Here is a 17,387-nt window from a genome sequence, read left to right on the forward strand (position 1 = left end):
CCGCACCCAAGCCCGCTCCCCCGTCCCCGAACCGGCGCGTGACCGGCACGCGCAAGCTGATGGCCGCGGCCTTCCTGCTGCCCGCGCTCGTGCTGCTGGGCGCGCTCGTGGTGTATCCGATCGGGTACTCGGTCTACCGGTCCTTCTTCGACCAGTCCGGCGACGCCTTCGCCGGACTGGCCAACTACACCGAGATCTTCACCGACGACACCATCCTCACCGCCGTCAAGAACAACGCCGTGTGGGTGGTGGTGGCGCCGACCGTCGCCACCGCCCTCGGCCTGATGTTCGCGGTGCTCACCGAGCGGGTCCGCTGGGGCACGGCGTTCAAGCTGGTCGTCTTCATGCCGATGGCGATCTCGATGCTCGCCGCGGGCATCATCTTCCGGCTGGTGTACGAGCAGGACCCCGACCGCGGCGTCGCCAACGCCGTCTGGGTGGGCGTGCACGACACCTTCGCCGAGTCGGCCGGCTACCCCAAGGCCCGCCCCCTCCCGGTCCACCCGCTCAAGGCGGCGGGCGGCGGCGCGTTCGTCACCAAGGAGCCGGTACGGGCGGGCACGCCGGCGAAGCTGCCGCTGATCGGCGTGGCCCCGGCCGACATGCCCGGCGACGCCGCGCCCGCGAAGGCACCCGCCCCGGCGGGCGACCGGATCACCGGCACCGCCTGGCTGGACTTCACCCGGGGCGGTGGCGGCGCGCCCAACACCGTCGACGCCAAGGAGCTCGGCCTCAAGGGCCTGAAGGTCGAGGCGGTCAAGGACGGCAGGGTCGTCGCCACCGCGACGGCGGCGGCCGACGGCACCTTCAGCCTCCCTGCCACGGCCGACGGCGCGCACCTGCGCCTGCCCGAGTCGAACTTCCGCGCGCGCTACAACGGCGTCGACTGGCTCGGCCCGTCCTTCGTCACGCCCGCCATCATCGGCAGTTACCTGTGGATGTGGGCGGGTTTCGCGATGGTGCTGATCGCGGCCGGGCTGGCGGGCCTGCCCCGCGAGCTGCTGGAAGCGGCCCGCGTGGACGGCGCCAACGAATGGCAGGTCTTCCGCCGCGTGACGGTCCCGCTCCTCGCGCCGGTCCTGGCGGTCGTCCTCGTCACCCTGATGATCAACGTACTGAAGATCTTCGACCTGGTCTTCATCATCGCGCCCGGCTCGGTCCAGGACGACGCCAACGTCCTGGCGCTCCAGCTCTACCGCTCCTCCTTCGGCACGGACGCCCACCTCGGCGTCGGCAGCGCCATCTCGGTCCTGCTCCTGCTGCTGGTGATCCCGGTGATGTTGTTCAACATCCGCCGGATACGGAAGGAGACGCGGCGATGAGCCCAGCGAACACAGCGAACAAGGCGTCGTTCGCGGCCCGCCTCGCCGCCCGCGCCGGGGGTGGCGCCCTGCGCGTCTTCCTCGTCCTCGTCGCGCTCTTCTGGCTGATGCCCACCATCGGGCTGCTGCTGTCCTCGCTGCGCGACCCCACCGACATCAACGCCTCCGGCTGGTGGACGGTGTTCACCGCCCCCGCCGAGCTCACCACCGCCAACTACGCGAGCATCCTCGACAACGACACCATCACCCGCTCCCTCCTCTCCACTGTCCTCATCACCGTCCCGGCGACGGTCCTCGTCATCGTCATCGGCTCGCTCGCCGGCTACGCCTTCGCCTGGATGGACTTCCCCGGCCGCGACTGGTGGTTCCTGGTGGTCGTCGGCCTGCTCGTCGTCCCCGTCCAGGTGGCGCTCGTGCCCGTGTCGAAGCTCTTCGGCGCGGTCGGCATCTTCGAGACGACCCTCGGCGTCGTGCTCTTCCACGTCGCCTTCGGCCTGCCCTTCGCGATCTTCCTCCTGCGCAACTTCTTCGCGGAGATCCCGCGCGAGCTGCTGGAGGCGGCCCGCCTCGACGGAGCGGGGGAGATACGGCTGTTCACGCGCGTGGTCATGCCGCTCGGCGGTCCGGCCATCGCCTCGCTCGGCATCTTCCAGTTCCTCTGGGTCTGGAACGACATGCTGGTCGCGCTGATCTTCGCGGACTCCGAGTCCCCGCCGATCACGGTCGCGCTCCAGCAGCAGGTCCGGCAGTTCGGCAACAACATCGACGTGCTCGCGCCCGGCGCGTTCGTCTCGATGGTGATCCCGCTCGCCGTCTTCTTCGCCTTCCAGCGGCAGTTCGTCTCGGGGGTGATGGCCGGGGCGGTGAAATGACGTACAGGTCAGCGGACGTACACCCGCGGGTCCCCCGTATGCCACGGGGCGCGTAACCCGGTCGGTCCATCGGAAGTTCCCGGGCCATGCCCCGGTTCAGCGTCATCGTCCCCGCGTACAACGTCCGGCCCTATCTGCACGCGTGCCTGGAGTCGGTGCTCTCCCAGTCCTGCGACGACCTGGAACTGATCGCCGTGGACGACTGCTCGCCCGACGGCTGCGGTGCGATCGTCGACGAGTTCGCCGCCCGCGACCGCCGGGTCGTCGCCGTGCACCTGCCCGAGAACTCCGGCCTGGGCCGGGCCCGCAACGCCGGGCTCGCCCAGGCCACGGGCGACTACCTCGTCTTCCTCGACGGCGACGACACGCTCGTACCGGGCGCCCTCCAGGCCATCGCCGACCGCCTCAAGGAGACCGGCGACCCGGACGTCCTGGTCTACGACTACGCCCGTACGTACGCCACCGGCGAGACCGTCCGCAACGAGTTCCACGCCCACCTCGGCCAGGAGGGCCCCGCGCCCTTCACCCTCGCGGACCGGCCGGGGCTGCTGAAGGTGCTGATGGTGGTGTGGAACAAGGCGTACAAGCGGGAGTTCGTCCGGCGCGAGGGCTTCGCCTTCCCGCCCGGGTTCTACGAGGACACGCCGTGGACCTATCCGGCGCTGCTGGCCGCCGGGTCGATCGCCACGCTCGACCGGGTGTGCGTGCACTACCGCCAGCGCCGCTCCGGCTCCATCCTGAGCACCACGAGCCTGCGCCACTTCGACCTGTTCGACCAGTACGAGCGGCTGTTCGCGTTCCTCGACGGCCGCCCCGAGCTGGCGCACTGGCGGCCGGTGCTGTGCCGCCGCATGGCGGACCACTTCACCTCCGTGTTCATGGCGCCGGGGCGCCTGCCGCGCGGCACGCGCGCCCGCTTCTTCCGGCGCGCCCGCGCGCACTACCGCCGCTACCGCGCGCCGGGCGCCGCCCCGAAGTTCGCCGCCCCGAAGGCCACCACGCGCCTGCGCCACGCCCTGGTGCGGTGCGGCAGCCACCGCACGTACCGCACGCTCATGGCCGCCCGTACGGCGAGGAAGCGCCTCGCCACCAGCGCCCGCCGGATCCTGGGCTCGGTGCGCGGCGTACTGCTCCAGCTGCACTACCGCCTCCAGCGCTGCCTGCCGGTCCGCGACGACCGCGCGGTCTTCGGCGCGTACTGGGGCCGGGGTTACGCGTGCAGCCCGGCCGCCATCGAGGAGCGGGTGCGGGAGCTGGCGCCGCACATCCGCACCTCGTGGATCTGCGCTCCGGCGTACGCCCACACCGTGCCGCCGGGCACGCGCCGGGTGCGTCCGGGCTCGGCGGCGTACTGGACGGCCCTGGCCCGCTCCAAGTACCTCGTCAACAACGTGAACTTCGACCGCCGCCTGGTCAAGCGGCGCGGCCAGGTCGTGGTCCAGACGCAGCACGGCACGCCGCTCAAGCACATGGGCCTGGACCTGATGCACCGGCCGGCCGCCGCCCGGGGCATGGACTTCGCCGGGCTGCTGCGCGCGGTCGACACCTGGGACTACCTCGTCTCCCCCAACCGCCACGCCACCCTCGTATGGGAGCGGGTCTACCCGGCCGCGTACCGCACGCTCGAATACGGCAGCCCGCGCAACGACGTCTTCCAGCGGGCCGGCGCCGCCGACGTCGCCCGGCTGCGCGAGACGCTCGGCATCCCCGAGGGCCACACGGCGATCCTGTACGCGCCCACCCACCGCGACTACGTCCACCCGCAGCCGCACCTGCTGGACCTGGACCGGCTGGCGGTGGCGCTCGGCCCCCGGTTCGTGATCCTCGCGCGCGCCCACCCCACGCACGGCGACGGCGAACCCCTGACCGCCACCAGCTCCCGCGTGCTCGACGTCTCGGCGCACCCGTCCGTCGAGCAGTTGTGCCTGGCGTCGGACGCGCTGCTGACGGACTACTCCTCGCTGATGTTCGACTACGCCAACCTGGACCGGCCGATCGTCGTCCACACCGAGGACTGGGCGGTGTACGACGCGGCCCGGGGCACCTACTTCGACCTGCGCGCCTTCCCGCCGGGGGCGGTGGCCCGCTCCGAGGACGAGCTGATCGACATCTTCGTCACCGGCCACTGGCGGGGCTCGCGCTCGGCGCAGCTGCGGGCCGCGTTCCGGGCGCGGTTCTGCCCGTACGACGACGGGCACGCGGCCGAGCGGGTCGTCCGCCACGTGTTCCTGGGCGAGGACCCGGAGCGGCTGGCGCCCGTCGTCCCGCTGGAGGAGCGCCGCCCGGCGCCGTCGATGGGTCAGGCGGTGTCGATGCTGTTCCCGGCGCCGCGCTAGGCAGTGCCGGTTGGCAGGTGACCGCCGGTCGCGTGTCGGCGTGGTACCTCCCGTCAAGGCGCTCTAGACACAGCCGTCAAGGGCGGGTTAACGTATGTCGCATGGAGCCCCGGTCCGAGAATGAGATGTACCGAGTCCGAGCGATCTTGATGCGACAGGGCTGGCGACTGAACGTTCCGCATGTGGGAGAAGTTGTGGTGCGCCGCTTGACGCAGGCAACCAGCGCCGCGCGGAACCTCATCGCCGAAAAGACAGAAGCCGATCCGGATTCCGTTCACGTGCAGCTCGATACCGATCTGGGCGAACCCCTCCAGAGCGCGAAAAGAGAAGCAGTCGAGGCAGCCCTGACGGCGCGGCGGGCCCAGGAGAGGTCTTCACAGGCCCACAAGAACCTGGTCAAGAGTTTGCAGAATTCAGGGATCTCGGGCGCAGATATTTCCCTAATCCTAGGGGTTTCGCGGCAGCGCGTTTCGCAACTAGCAGCAGAAGCCTAGGCTGCCGCCGGCGTGACGGCGGGGTGCCGGACAGGCGAAAAAGTACCGCCTGCCCGGCTCGAGGTCACTTCATCTCCACCTGTACACGGTCGATGTCCCAGGAGCAGTCCACCGCATACTTACGGGTTGTTTTAGGCAGCGCTTCAGCTGCGGCCTGCACCCTGACTACTACAGCATCCTGGCGCGGCACGAGGACTGGGTGCGCAGTCGCCTTCTGCCCGGTAAGCCCGAAGCGGCAGACCAAATCCTGGCCGATAACCTCTCTGCCCTGTTCGTCTGTATGTCGTACTACCGGCTGGATACGGAGAAGGTCCTCGACGTCTGCAACCTCACCGACTGGCTTTTCTTCCACGACAACGATGTAGCCGGCCTCCGCACCACTCCGGGCATCAGCGACGAACAGCGCGAGGACGCAGTCCTTGACTACCTGGACTCCCTCAAGACCATGCTCAAAGGCGGTCCAGCACCGGACCAGCCTTGGGAGATGAGCAGCATCAACGACCTGATAAATCGTTTCGCCGCCAAGGCAACCCCTGAAGGCTTCACTCGGCTCGCGGAAGCCTTCGACCACTACTCGACCGTCACCATCGGTGATGAGGCCTCCAACCTGCTCCGTCACCAGGTGACCGACCTGGACAGCTACATGCACATGCGCGCCGCCGGCGGCAGCTCGGCGACCGTCTTTTACCACGTGGTAACGCAATATGTCCTGGGTATCGACATCGACCAGAACGCTCTCAAGCACGAACTGGTCGAACGCTACTGGGCTGCAATCATGGACTACTGGTACCTACCCAACGACCTGCTGTCGTTCCGCGCGGAATGCGCCAGAGGCGACCAAACAATGCCGTCTGCCTCTTGCGCCGCTCCCAGGGCGCCACGCTTCAGGAGGCGGTCGACACCGTCGCCCGCATGATCGATGACTGCCAGGACATCGCCGTCCGCTACTGGAACGAGATCACCAGCTCCCATCTGGCGGACGTCCCAGGGCTTCTTCAACTACTGGAAACGTTCCAGCACATCGGAGCGGCCAACCACCGCTGGTCATTCATGGCCCCTCGATACCACGGCCGCGGGTTCGTGTGGAACGGCGTCCTGACCGGCGAGCTGCGCCTGACGCCGACCCACACCTTCTTCCCCGACGTCCCGGTACTGGAAGGAACCCCCCGTTGACGAGCGTAGAGGTATTCAGCAAGGAACAAGTAGCGGCGTTCTATGACAACATCAGCATGATTGCCGCCCTGTCCGGGCCGAACGTCCACGTGGGCTATTGGGAGAACGACGAGGACAGCAGCCCATTGGGTGAGGCGACTGACCGTATGACCGACCTCGTCATCGCCCGCCTGGGCGTCTCGCCCGGGGATCGTGTCCTGGACATTGGATGCGGCCTCGGAGCTCCCGCTATCCGGCTGGCCAAGGCAATGGACGTCCAGGTCACCGCGATCGCCACCAGTCCGGCCCTGATCTCCGAAGCCCGACGACGCGCGGTCGAGGCGGGCGCAGATGGCCAGGTCGTCTTCGAGTTGGGTGACGGCGAAGACCTGGCCTACCCTTCCTGCCACTTCGATGCCGTCATGGCCATCGAGTCGCTCGTCCACATGAACGACCGCCCGGCCGCCTTCCGCCAGATCGCCAGGGTCCTCAAGCCCGGTGGGCATCTCGTCGCCACTGACCGTGTGGAGATACAAGCCCCCACCGATGCAGAGCGCGCCGTCGTCGAGGCCTACCGGCGCATGTCCTTCAACGCGCCCTTCTTACGCCTGAACACCTACGTCACGGCGCTACTGGACGCAGGGCTCCTGCCGGTGGAATACCGGGACATCACCGACCGCACCCTTCCGCATTATCGGCACATGATCACACAGCTCGATCAGGCGCAGGGGATCGATGCGCACGTCCGCGACCAGGGAAAGGCCATGCTGACCGCTCTCTTTGAAGCGGGTCTCCCAACAAACATGATCATCACTGCAAAGGCAACGGCGTCGGCAGCCGCGCATGGCTGATCCGCATCGGAAGCCCGGGCCCGCCCGCTGGCTCATGGTAGGTGCGCGGGCAAGCCCGGGCCCGTAGGCGCTGGAGCCGACAAGCGCCTACCGCGTCGCGGAAGATCGGCCCAGCCCCCTGGCCAGCCTGCGGACCACGCCCCGCCGGGCCATCGGCACGAGCAGCCGCCCCGCCGCCCCGCCCGGCCGCCACCGCACCTGGAGGCGCCCCGCGTCCCGCCCCTCCGGTTCGACGGTGACGCGGTGCCGCGCGGGCCCGGTCACCTCGAAGGGCGGGAAGTCCAGCGGCGCCAGCAGCACGCCCGCGTTCGCGGTGTGTCCGTCGGTGACCTCCAGCACGGGGTGGCGCACGCCCCAGAAGCCGTGCGGGGGCAGCGCCACGGCCGCCAGGTCGAGGCGTACGGCGCCTTCGAAGACGCCGCGCCCGGCCGGGTCCAGCCGCACCGGCAGGGTGGTGCGCCGCCCGCCGGGCGCGAGGTGCAGCCGCGCCGGCTGGGGGGCGAGCGCCAGCCGCCGCCCGGGGTCGTACGTCCGTACCGCCAGTTCGACGACCGCGCCCGTATGGGCCAGGTGCGTGATCTCGTGCCGGAAGCGCGCCGCGCCGAACGGGCACCCCTCCAGGTCCCGTTCCGTCAGGTCCAGGTCGCGGCGGCCGGCCTCGGTCGCGGGCACCTCCCCGCCCCAGTACGTCCGCCCCCCGGCCGCGCTCGTCTCGCGCGGGCCCACGCCGTGCACGAGGCCTCGCGCGGCGAGCCGCGCCTCCTCGTACCGGCCCTCGCGCAGCAGCCCGAGCACGGCCCGCTCGACCCAGCCCAGCCGTTCGTACGCGGCCGGGGCCAGCCCCTCCAGGTACGGCAGGGTCTCGGCGGCGAACTCCGCGACCCACTCCACGTCCCGGTACGGCAGGTCGCCCGCGTACAGCCGGACGTCGTGGGACAGGAACTTGAAGTCCTTCTCCTCCCGGACGGCCGCCGAGACGCCCTGCCCCTCCAGGAACGCGTCGATGAGCCGGGCGATGGCGATCCGGTCCCGGACGTTGGACATCAGGTGGCGCCGGTTGGAGATGGTGGCCTCGTCGGCGGCGGCGTAGGGGGCGATGTACCAGCGGTAGACGGGTTCGGTGAGGACGGTGAAGGCGCGGGCCAGGGTGTACGCCTGGGCCGAGAAGAGCTGGTCCTCGTAGTGCAGGCCCTCGGGGAAGCGCAGCCGGTGCCGGTCGAGGAACTCCTTGCGGTACATCTTGTTGGTCGACAGCGGCTCGAAGAGCAGCCGCGGCTCGTCCTCGATGCCCCGCACCGTGCGGCGTCGGCCGAAGAGGGACGCCATCCAGGTGGACGTGGCGCCGGTGTCGGCCCGCACCCGCTCCACCGCGCCCATGGTGAAGTCGACGTCCGCCTCCCGGTGCGCGGCGAGCAGCAGCTCGACGGCCCTCGGAGGGAGTTCGTCGTCGCTGTCGAGGAACATCAGGAAGGGCGCGCGGGCGATCTCGACGGCCCGGTTGCGGGGCGCGCCGCAGCCGCCGCTGTTCCGCTCCAGCCGCAGCAGCCGGATCCGGTCGTCCTTGGCGGCGAGCGCGGCGGCGACCTTCGGGGTGTCGTCCGTGGAGTGGTCGTCGCTGATGACGATCTCGATCGCGCGGTGGGTCTGGGCGCGTACGGAGGCGACGGCGCGCGGAAGCCGCGCCGCGTCGTTGTGGACGATGACGGTGACGGTGACGTCCGGAAAGGTGCTCATCGGCGCGCGGCCTCCTCGGGGGTGGGTGCGGGGGTGCGCCGGTCGAGGGGCAGCACGGGCGGCAGGCCCTCCTCGCCCTCGCCGAGGAAGACGCGGCGCACGACCCGTTCGGCGGCGTGCCCGTCGTCGTACTCGCAGAAGCGCAGCCGGAAGTCGTGGCGCTGCTTGCGGGCGGTCTCGTCGCACCAGGCGGTGGAGGTGAGGACCTCGGTCAGTTCGCCCTGGCCGCGGGTGACCGGCCCGGGGGCCTCGGCCGTCAGGTCGAAGTAGACGCCGCGGACGCGGGTGTACGTCTCCCAGTCGTCGGCGTGGACGACGATGGGCCGGTCGAGGTTGGCGTAGTCGAACATGAGGGACGAGTAGTCCGTGACGAGGACGTCGGCGGCGAGCGCGAGGTCCTCGACGGGGTCCCAGCCGGTGACGTCGAGGACGCGGGGGTGGCGGGGCCCGGGCAGCCGGTCGTGGAAGTAGTGCCCGCGGACGAGCAGCACGGTGTCCTCGCCGAGCCGCTCGGCGAGGCGCGGCAGGTCGAGGCGGGGCGTCCAGCGGGCCTCGTGGTCGCGGTGCGTGGGGGCGTACAGGACGGCCCGGCGGCCCGGGGCGATGCCGAGGCGGGCGCGGGCGGCGAGGACGTCCTCGGCGGTGGCCCGGTAGTAGACATCGTTGCGCGGATAGCCGTAGTCGAGGGAGCGGTAGCCGGAGGGGTAGGCGCGGGCCCAGGTCTCGGTGGAGTGGCTGTTGGCGGAGAGGCTGTAGTCCCAGCGGTCGATGCGCTCCAGCAGGGCGTCGAAGTTGAGGCCCTGGGCGGCGGCCGGGTGGTCGCGCTGGTCGACGCCCATGCGCTTCAGCGGGGTGCCGTGGTGGGTCTGTACGTGGACGGAGCCGGGCCTCTTGACGACCTCGTTGGGGAAGTTGACGTTGTTGACGAGGTACTTGGCGCGGGCGAGGACGTCCCAGTAGCGGGGCGTGCCCGGGACGACGTGGTCGGTGCCGGGCGGCAGCAGCGGGACGCGGTCCTCCTCCACGACCCACACGCGGCGGATGTCGGGCGCGAGTTCGGCGAGCTCGGCGGCGAGGGCGGCCGGGTTGCAGTGGACGCCCCGCCCCCAGTACGCCGAGAAGACGGCGAGGTCCTCGTCGACGCGGCGGCGCAGGGCCGCGCGGTAGCGGCGCCGGGTGCGGACGGCCGCGACCTGCTCGGCGCGCGCCCCCGCGGCGGACTGGAGGGCGCGGCGCTTGTCGTTGGCGCCGCGCAGCGCCCGGTAGCCGAGGTAGGCGCCGTGCACCAGCAGCTGGTGGCGTACGCCGTCGAGGCCGCCGGGCCCGCGGTGGCCCTCGGGGCGGAAGCGGGCCGCGTGGCGGGCGGCGCGGCGGAAGTACTCGGCGACGAGCGCGGGCGGCAGCTCGTCGCGGCGGGCGAGGGTGGCGAGGTAGTCGGCGGTCATCCGGTCGTACAGCCGGGCGCGTACGGCCGGGTTGCCGCAGGCGGCGTACAGCTCGTGCAGCCGCTCGTACGGGCCGAAGGCCGCGAAGTGCCGCTCGGGGTCGGCGGCGCGCCGCTGGACGGGCCGGTCGCGGCGGTGGACGAGGGCCACGGTGTCGCAGCAGGCGATACGCCGGGCCAGGAGCAGGACGGCGTACGCGGGGTAGAGGTCGCCCTCGACGGCGAGGAGCCCGGGGTGTTCGGCGAGGAGCCGGGCGCTGATGAGGCGGGCGCCGAGGACGGGCGCGAGGTCCAGCAGGTCGGGCCGCTCGTCGAGGCTGGTGAGCCGGGGCAGCCGGGTGAGGAGGTCGGTGTCGCCGCTGGGCGCGGCGTCGTCCCACCAGTGGGCCAGCCGGTGGTCGCAGAGCAGCACGTCGGCGGCCGCGGCCTCCGGCAGGGCGTCGAGCCGGGCGGCCAGGGCGGCCGCCGCGCCCTCGGGCAGCCGGTCGTCGGGGTGGACGAACTGCACGTACGCCCCTCGCGCGGCGCCCGCGGCGGTGGCCCGCGCGGTGGCCGTCGACGCGTGCGGCGAGACGGGGACGACGGTGACGCGCGGGTCGCGGGTCTCATGCGTCTCGGCGAGCGCGCGGGCGGCCGGGTCGTCGAGCGGCACGGTCACCACGACGTCGAGGCGTGCGTACGGCTGCGCGGTGACGCTCTCCAGGCACGCGCGCAGCCGGCTGAGGGGGGCACGGCCCGAGACGACGACGCTGAGCTGGGTCATGCGGTCCCTCCGAGGTCCGAGGTCAGGAGCGTTGGCCGGCGAAGACGGTGACGAGGCCGATGACCACGAGCAGCGACCCGGCCCAGGTCCACGGCGAGGTCCGCTCGTGCAGGAGGGTCGAGCCGGCGAGCACGATGAGCAGGTAGCCGAGGGCGTTGAAGGGGTACGCGACCGACAGCGGCACCCGCGCGAGGGTGGACATCCAGGCGACGGCGGAGACGGCGAAGACGGCGAGGCCGACCACCACCCAGGGCGTGGTCGCGGCGCGCACGGCGAGGGAGCCGCCGCTCTTCTCGGCGGCGGTGGCGGCGGCCCGCATGCCGTGCTTGAGCATGATCTGCCCGGCGGCGGAGGAGAACACCGCGAACAGCAGCAGGGAGAAGCTGGCCAGGGTCAACGTCCGCCTCTCAGACGCCCACGCGGTGGGCCGGGACAGCGGCGGGGACGTCGGCGGGGACGTCGGTCGGCACGTACTGGCGGTTGAGGATGTCCTGGACATCGATGTGCTCCCCAGCGATGATCGTCCGCGCCGCGTGCGGGGTGAGCACGGCGACGTACTGGTAGCCGAAGAGGGTCGGCCGGATCCGGGTCAGCAGCTTCGACAGCGCGCCGAGCGCCCTGGCCGCCGGTCCGCCGCCGAGGACGGACCAGAACGGCGCTCCGGTGGCGCGGAGGGACAGCACGTCGTAGCCGGCGGAGCGTACAGTGCGGCGCAGACTGGCGCGGCTGAAGAAGCGCAGGTGTGTCTCGTCGAGGATGCCGCGCCGGTCGTAGTCGAAGATGCCGAGCGCGACGCGCAGCCGCGAGTACCAGTGGCCGAAGTTCGGTACGGACAGCAGGACGTGTCCGTCGGGGCGGAGCACGTCGCGCAGTTCGGCGAGGAGGCGTTCGGGGCGGGAGAGGTGTTCGACGACGTCGCCGGCGACGACGTAGTCGTACCCGCCGGCCTCGTGGACGGCGTCGGGCAGGCCCTCCTCCAGGTCGGCCGGGTGGAAGCCGCCCGAGCAGCGCTCGCGCACGCCGTCGACCTCCACGCAGTCGATGCCGGTGACCGTGTGCCCGAGGGCTTCGAGGCGCTCGGCGAACAGGCCGCCGGAGCAGCCGACGTCGAGGACGCGCCCGGGCGGCAGGTCGCGCATCCGGTCCAGGATGACGGCGTGCGAGGAGCCGTCGCCCTCCTTGAAGGCGTAGGCGACGGGCTTGGGAATCCAGTCGCAGGTGCCGAAGCCCTTTTTGGCGAGGCGGTATGCGAGGACGTCCTTGACGACGTCCTTGGCGTAGCGCAGGCCGTTGACGTAGCAGATCTCGTCCCCGTAGTAGGTGGGGATGGGGATCTCCTTGATGCGCATGCCGGCGTCGACGAGCTGGACGATGATCTGGGTGTCGAAGTCGAAGGCGTCGGTGTTGCGGTCGATGGGCAGCCGCCGCAGGGCGTCCACCTTGTAGGCGCGGTAGCCGGAGTGGAACTCGGTGAGCGCCGAGCCCAGGAGGGCGTTCTCCAGCCGCGTGAGGATGCGGTTGCCGAGCCACTTGTAGGCAGGCATGCCGCCGCGCAGGGCGTCGCGGGGCCGCATCATGCGGGAGCCGAAGACGGCTTCGCACTCGCCGCGTTCGAGGGGCTCGACCATCTGCGGGAGCAGCTCGGGGGCGTACTGGCCGTCGCCGTGGAGGAGGACGACGATGTCGAGGCCGCGCTCGGCGGCGAGGGCGTAACCGGCCTTCTGGTTGCCGCCGTAGCCGAGGTTCTTGGTGTGGCGCATGACGACGGTGGGGGGCATGCCGTCGAGCTGGGACCAGCGGCAGCCGGCGGTGAAGGTGGCGTCGTGGCTGGCGTCGTCGAGGATGAGGATCTCGGCGATGCGGGGCCGGAAGTCGGCGGGGATGCGGTCGAGGGTCTTCTCGAGGGTCGATTCGGCGTTGTACGCGACGACGAGGACCCCGATGCGGGGGCCGCTTTCGGCGGGGCCTGTGGGACTTTCGGGAGTCACGGGACTTCTCCACTCGTGGTGTCACGGGTACCGGGGGGTTCTGCGGGACTGGGTCAGTTGGCCGACCGGGCCGATCGCGCCTCCGTACGCGGCCTGGCGATCTCCACGGCGGGCGCCCCCGGATCGCGGCCCCTCGCCGCCGCGCCGAGCGCGCGGTGGATGCCGGTCGCCACGCACACCGCCAGCACCGCCCACCCCAGCGCGCCGAACGCCATCTCCGTGTCGGTCCAGTGGACGGGCCGCTGGCCCGCGTAGACGGACACGGCCACGCCGCCGACGACGACGCCGTACGCGATCCCCTGCCACAGGCCGATGACGAAGAGCCCGGCCGCCGGCCACGCGAGGTACTGCACCCCCGACGCGGTGCTCAGCAGGAGCAGCAGCCCCAGCGTGGTGGCGACGGCCACGGGTGCGTCGCCGGGCCGGCGCCAGGCGAGCCACACTCCGGCCGCCATGATCGCCGCGACGATCAGGAAGTGCCCGTCGCCGCGCACGAGCGCCACGTACGGCTCCGGCACCCCGGCCCAGCGGGCGAAGCGGATGATGCCCCAGAAGCTGAAGTTGCCGCCCGCGTACTCGAGCACGTTCGCCTTGAGCGCGCCCGGCACGGTGGCGATGACCGGCCCCCACACGGTGAGGAACAGCACCGCGAAGCCCCCGCCGAACCGGAGGAAGGTGGGGCGCCCGGCGCGCCAGGCGGCGACGAACAGCAGCGGAACCGCCACCACCGGGATGATCTTCACACTGATGCAGAGCGCCGCCGCGACGCCCGCCGCCCTGGGCTTCTTCCGGTCGACGAGCAGGTACGCGGCCGCGAAGGCGAACATCACCGCCACGGAGTCGGTGTTGCCGTGGTACCCGGAGGTGGCGACCAGGACCGGGCACAGGGCCGCGCCCAGCGCGCAGGCGACGGCCGTCCGCAGCCGGCCCCGCCTCCGTACGATCTCGAACACCAACAGCACGGTGATGAAGTCGGCCAGGCACGCCGGGAACCGGATCAGCGGCCGCCACGGCACCCCGTGCTGGGCGAGCCACTCCATGACGAGCAGCATCCAGCTCGCCAGCGGCGGATGGTTGTAGACGGGCAGCCAGGGCAGCGGCTCGGCGTAGACGCGAATGGGGTCCGTCCGGGCGATGGCCCGCGCGAAGCCCCAGAAGAAGCGCACATCGGCGGGCCCCCGGGTGGAGGCCGCGAGCGCGACTTTCGAGAGGAACGCGACCGCCGCGACGACGAGGACGGCGATCCGGGCTTTCCGCACGTCCCAAGAGGACGACATTCGGACGTTCATGTTGACGAACGTAGCAATACCAACGGTACGACGCGAAGCACCGATTAACACACTTAAACGGGCGTAAACGCAATACAGTTCGCTGTACGTGCATTATCGCCACAAAACCGACTTTGCGAATCACACGTATGGCTCACGGCCGTACGCAAGGCGCGGCGTCAACTCTCCTTGAAGGTAGGCCCAGTGAAAGCACTCGTACTCTCCGGAGGGGCCGGCACCCGGCTGCGCCCCATCACGCACACGTCCGCCAAGCAGCTCGTGCCCGTCGCCAACAAGCCGGTGCTCTTCTACGGACTCGAGTCCATCGCCGCCGCCGGGATCCGCGACACGGGCATCATCGTGGCCCCCGACACCGCCGACGAGATCCGTGCCGCCGTCGGCGACGGCTCGCGCTTCGGCCTCGACGTCACGTACATCCCGCAGCACGCGCCGCTCGGCCTCGCGCACGCCGTGCTGATCGCCCGTGAATTCCTCGGCGACGACGACTTCGTGATGTACCTCGGCGACAATTTCATCGTCGGGGGCATCACGGATCTGGTCGAGGAGTTCCGTACGAGCCGCCCCGACGCGCAGATCCTGCTGACCAAGGTGCCCGACCCGCGCGCCTTCGGCGTCGCCGAGCTCGACATCGACGGGCGGGTGGCGCGCCTGGAGGAGAAACCGGCGCATCCGCGCAGCGACCTCGCCCTGGTCGGGGTGTACCTCTTCTCGCCCGCCGTCCACGAGGCCGTCCGCGCCATCACGCCGTCGGCGCGCGGGGAGCTGGAGATCACGCACGCGCTCCAGTGGCTCATCGACGAGCGCCGCACGGTCACCTCCACGATCATCTCCGGCTACTGGAAGGACACCGGGAACGTCGCCGACATGCTGGAGGTGAACCGTTCCGTCCTGGAGATCCTCACCCCGGCGAACGAGGGCACCGTCGACGCCGCCACCGAGATCATCGGCCGCGTCCGCATCGGCGGCGGCGCGACCGTGCGCGGCTCGCGGATCGTCGGCCCGGCCGTCATCGGCGCGGGCACGGTCGTCGAGAACTCCTACATCGGCCCCTCCACCTCCATCGCGGAGAACTGCCGGGTGACGGACAGCGAGATCGAGTACTCCATCGTGCTCAGCGGCTCCTCCCTCCACGGCGTGGGTCGCGTGGAAGCGTCCCTTATCGGCCGTAACGTCGAGATCACCCCCGCCCCGGCCATCCCGGCCGCCCACCGCCTGGTGCTCGGCGATCACAGCAAGGTGCAGATCTCGTCATGACCCCGCCCCCTCCCGTCACACGGATCCTGGTGACCGGCGGCGCCGGTTTCATCGGCTCGCACTACGTCCGCACGCTGCTGGGCCCCGACGGGCCCGCCGGGCCGGACGGCCCCGCCCGGACCGAGGTCACGGTCCTGGACCGCCTCACCTACGCCGGAAACCTCGCCAATCTCGCCCCCGTCCGCGACCACCCCGGCTTCGCCTTCCTCCACGGCGACATCCGGGACGCCGACCTGGTCGACAAGCTGGTCTCCGAGCACGACCAGGTCGTGCACTTCGCCGCCGAGTCGCACGTCGACCGCTCGATCCTCGGCGCCGCCGAGTTCGTCCGCACGAACGTGCTCGGCACGCAGACCCTGCTGGACGCCTGCCTGCGTCACCGCACCGCGCCCTTCGTCCACATCTCGACGGACGAGGTGTACGGCTCGATCGAGACGGGCTCCTGGACGGAGGACGAGCCGGTACGGCCCAACTCGCCGTACGCCGCCTCCAAGGCGTCGGCCGACCTCATCGCGCTCTCCTACCACCGCACCCACGGCCTGGACGTCCGGGTCACGCGCTGCTCGAACAACTACGGCCCCCACCACTTCCCCGAGAAGGTCGTCCCCCTCTTCATCACCCGGCTGCTGGACGGCGGAAAGGTGCCCCTGTACGGGGACGGCTCGCACGTGCGGGACTGGCTGCACGTCGACGACCACGTGCGCGCGATCGAGCTCGTACGGACGCGGGGCCGGGCGGGCGAGATCTACAACATCGGCGGCGGGACGGAGCTGTCCAACCGCAAGCTGACGTCCCTCCTGCTGGACGCCTGCGGGGCGGACTGGTCCCACGTGCAGCAGGTCGAGGACCGCAAGGGCCACGACCGCAGGTACGCGGTGGACTGGACCAAGATCCGCGACGAGCTCGGCTACCGCCCGGCCAAGGACTTCGCGACGGGCCTCGCCGAGACGGTCGCCTGGTACCGCGACAACCGCTCCTGGTGGCAGCCGCTGCTGAGCCGGGCGGCGCTGTGACGGGCCCCTGGCTGGTCACCGGCGCGGCCGGGATACTCGCCCGCGATGTGCTGACCTGCTTGGGCGATGAGGCTGTCGGCCTCACGCGCCGCGACCTGGACGTGTGCGACGCTCACGCGGTCCGCGAGGCGGTGGCGGCGCTGCGCCCCTCGGTGGTCGTCAACTGCGCGGCCTGGACGGCCGTGGACGACGCCGAGACGCGCGAGGCCGAGGCCCTGTCCGTCAACGGCACGGCGGTCCGCTCGCTGGCGGAGGCGTGCGCCGCGCAGGGCTGCCGACTGCTGCACGTCTCGACGGACTACGTCTTCGACGGCCGCGCTTCGGCTCCGTACACCGAGGACGCGCTCCCCGCCCCCCGCACCGCGTACGGCCGCACCAAGCTCGCGGGCGAACGCGCCGTCCTGGAACTGCTCCCCGAGGACGGCTACGTGATCCGGACGGCCTGGCTGTACGGGGCGGGCGGCGCCAACTTCGTCCGCACCATGGCCCGTCTGGAGGTGGAACGCCCCTCCGTGGACGTCGTCGCGGACCAGCGCGGCCAGCCCACGTGGAGCGCCGACGTCGCCCGCCTCCTCGTCGCCCTCGGCCGCGCGGACGCGCCGCCGGGCGTCTACCACGCCACGAACGCGGGCGACGGCACCTGGCACGACCTCGCCCGGGAGACCTTCCACCTCCTGGGCGCGGACCCCGACCGCGTCCGGCCCACGACGAGCGAGGCCTTCCCCCGACCGGCACCGCGCCCGGCGTACAGCGTCCTGGGCCACGCGCGCTGGCGGCAGGCGGGGCTGCGGCCGCTGCGCGACTGGCGGGAAGCGCTACGGGCGGCGCTCCCCGCGCTGCTCACACCCGCGCGGTGAACTCCGCCCAGGCACGCG

General features: G+C 71.4%; 15 protein-coding genes. 10 read left to right on the forward strand and 5 right to left on the reverse strand.

Annotated elements, in window-relative coordinates; translation table 11 throughout:
* Positions 1-59: 59 nt before the first annotated feature.
* From ABZX67_RS24170 to ABZX67_RS24200, 7 genes are all read left to right on the forward strand, one after another.
* Positions 60-1,322, forward strand: coding sequence for a sugar ABC transporter permease (locus ABZX67_RS24170; RefSeq protein WP_355363584.1), 1,263 nt, complete (start codon positions 60-62; stop codon positions 1,320-1,322).
* Positions 1,319-2,194 (forward strand): carbohydrate ABC transporter permease, encoded by an 876-nt coding sequence (locus tag ABZX67_RS24175; RefSeq protein ID WP_355363506.1) that lies wholly within the window; start codon positions 1,319-1,321, stop codon positions 2,192-2,194. Before ABZX67_RS24170 ends, ABZX67_RS24175 begins: the two co-directional genes overlap by 4 nt.
* A gap of 86 nt (positions 2,195-2,280) precedes the next feature.
* Entirely contained in the window at positions 2,281-4,530 is a 2,250-nt protein-coding gene (locus tag ABZX67_RS24180) for a bifunctional glycosyltransferase family 2 protein/CDP-glycerol:glycerophosphate glycerophosphotransferase (RefSeq protein WP_355363508.1), read from the forward strand.
* 101 nt (positions 4,531-4,631) lie between these two features.
* Positions 4,632-5,024, forward strand: coding sequence for a hypothetical protein (locus tag ABZX67_RS24185; protein ID WP_355363510.1), 393 nt, complete (start codon positions 4,632-4,634; stop codon positions 5,022-5,024).
* 199 nt (positions 5,025-5,223) lie between these two features.
* Positions 5,224-5,940, forward strand: a complete 717-nt coding sequence (locus ABZX67_RS24190) for a terpene synthase family protein (RefSeq protein WP_355363512.1) — start codon at positions 5,224-5,226, stop codon at positions 5,938-5,940.
* Positions 5,937-6,197: a hypothetical protein gene (locus ABZX67_RS24195; RefSeq protein ID WP_355363514.1), complete on the forward strand. Its 261-nt coding sequence runs from the start codon at positions 5,937-5,939 to the stop codon at positions 6,195-6,197. Before ABZX67_RS24190 ends, ABZX67_RS24195 begins: the two co-directional genes overlap by 4 nt.
* Positions 6,194-7,027, forward strand: coding sequence for a methyltransferase domain-containing protein (locus ABZX67_RS24200; RefSeq protein WP_355363516.1), 834 nt, complete (start codon positions 6,194-6,196; stop codon positions 7,025-7,027). Before ABZX67_RS24195 ends, ABZX67_RS24200 begins: the two co-directional genes overlap by 4 nt.
* Positions 7,028-7,114: 87 nt before the next feature.
* Here the strand turns inward: ABZX67_RS24200 and ABZX67_RS24205 are convergent, their stop codons facing one another.
* Genes ABZX67_RS24205 through ABZX67_RS24225 form a run of 5 tightly spaced genes read right to left on the reverse strand, consistent with a single transcriptional unit; the run spans position 7,115 to position 14,245 of the window.
* On the reverse strand, positions 7,115-8,761 hold the full coding sequence (locus tag ABZX67_RS24205; RefSeq protein ID WP_355363518.1) for a glycosyltransferase family 2 protein: 1,647 nt from the start codon (positions 8,759-8,761) through the stop codon (positions 7,115-7,117).
* Complete coding sequence (locus ABZX67_RS24210; protein ID WP_355363520.1) at positions 8,758-10,968, reverse strand: CDP-glycerol glycerophosphotransferase family protein; 2,211 nt, start codon at positions 10,966-10,968, stop codon at positions 8,758-8,760. The genes ABZX67_RS24205 and ABZX67_RS24210 overlap by 4 nt, the downstream gene beginning before the upstream one ends.
* Positions 10,969-10,990: 22 nt before the next feature.
* Positions 10,991-11,365: a hypothetical protein gene (locus tag ABZX67_RS24215; RefSeq protein ID WP_355363522.1), complete on the reverse strand. Its 375-nt coding sequence runs from the start codon at positions 11,363-11,365 to the stop codon at positions 10,991-10,993.
* 10 nt (positions 11,366-11,375) lie between these two features.
* Positions 11,376-12,956 carry a bifunctional glycosyltransferase/class I SAM-dependent methyltransferase gene (locus ABZX67_RS24220; RefSeq protein ID WP_355363524.1) on the reverse strand — a complete coding sequence of 527 codons (1,581 nt, stop codon included), beginning with the start codon at positions 12,954-12,956 and terminating at the stop codon, positions 11,376-11,378.
* Positions 12,957-13,009: 53 nt separating this feature from the next.
* Entirely contained in the window at positions 13,010-14,245 is a 1,236-nt protein-coding gene (locus tag ABZX67_RS24225; RefSeq protein ID WP_355363526.1) for a glycosyltransferase family 39 protein, read from the reverse strand.
* A gap of 183 nt (positions 14,246-14,428) precedes the next feature.
* On the opposite strand from ABZX67_RS24225, the gene ABZX67_RS24230 reads away from it, so the two are divergent.
* The 3 genes from ABZX67_RS24230 to rfbD are packed head-to-tail and all read left to right on the forward strand — an operon-like array spanning position 14,429 to position 17,369.
* A complete protein-coding gene (locus tag ABZX67_RS24230; RefSeq protein WP_355363528.1) occupies positions 14,429-15,499 on the forward strand; it encodes a glucose-1-phosphate thymidylyltransferase in 1,071 nt (356 codons plus the stop codon).
* The gene (gene rfbB / locus ABZX67_RS24235) at positions 15,496-16,512 is read left to right on the forward strand and encodes a dTDP-glucose 4,6-dehydratase (RefSeq protein WP_355363530.1); all 1,017 of its coding nucleotides are present in this window, start codon (positions 15,496-15,498) and stop codon (positions 16,510-16,512) included. Before ABZX67_RS24230 ends, rfbB begins: the two co-directional genes overlap by 4 nt.
* Positions 16,509-17,369 (forward strand): dTDP-4-dehydrorhamnose reductase, encoded by an 861-nt coding sequence (rfbD, locus tag ABZX67_RS24240; RefSeq protein WP_355363586.1) that lies wholly within the window; start codon positions 16,509-16,511, stop codon positions 17,367-17,369. The genes rfbB and rfbD overlap by 4 nt, the downstream gene beginning before the upstream one ends.
* The last annotated feature ends 18 nt before the right edge of the window (positions 17,370-17,387 follow it).

The organism is Streptomyces sp. NPDC003036 (assembly GCF_040611175.1).
Taxonomy (GTDB): Bacteria; Actinomycetota; Actinomycetes; order Streptomycetales; family Streptomycetaceae; genus Streptomyces.

Bases quoted from the DNA above. Each gene is read 5' to 3' on its own strand.
- ABZX67_RS24225 (WP_355363526.1), bottom strand. From the start codon at position 14,245: ATGAACGTCCGAATGTCGTCCTCTTGGGACGTGCGGAAAGCCCGGATC.
- ABZX67_RS24185 (WP_355363510.1), top strand. From the start codon at position 4,632: ATGGAGCCCCGGTCCGAGAATGAGATGTACCGAGTCCGAGCGATCTTG.
- ABZX67_RS24180 (WP_355363508.1), top strand. From the start codon at position 2,281: ATGCCCCGGTTCAGCGTCATCGTCCCCGCGTACAACGTCCGGCCCTAT.
- ABZX67_RS24195 (WP_355363514.1), top strand. From the start codon at position 5,937: ATGATCGATGACTGCCAGGACATCGCCGTCCGCTACTGGAACGAGATC.
- ABZX67_RS24205 (WP_355363518.1), bottom strand. From the start codon at position 8,761: ATGAGCACCTTTCCGGACGTCACCGTCACCGTCATCGTCCACAACGAC.
- ABZX67_RS24210 (WP_355363520.1), bottom strand. From the start codon at position 10,968: ATGACCCAGCTCAGCGTCGTCGTCTCGGGCCGTGCCCCCCTCAGCCGG.
- ABZX67_RS24175 (WP_355363506.1), top strand. From the start codon at position 1,319: ATGAGCCCAGCGAACACAGCGAACAAGGCGTCGTTCGCGGCCCGCCTC.
- ABZX67_RS24170 (WP_355363584.1), top strand. From the start codon at position 60: ATGGCCGCGGCCTTCCTGCTGCCCGCGCTCGTGCTGCTGGGCGCGCTC.
- rfbB (WP_355363530.1), top strand. From the start codon at position 15,496: ATGACCCCGCCCCCTCCCGTCACACGGATCCTGGTGACCGGCGGCGCC.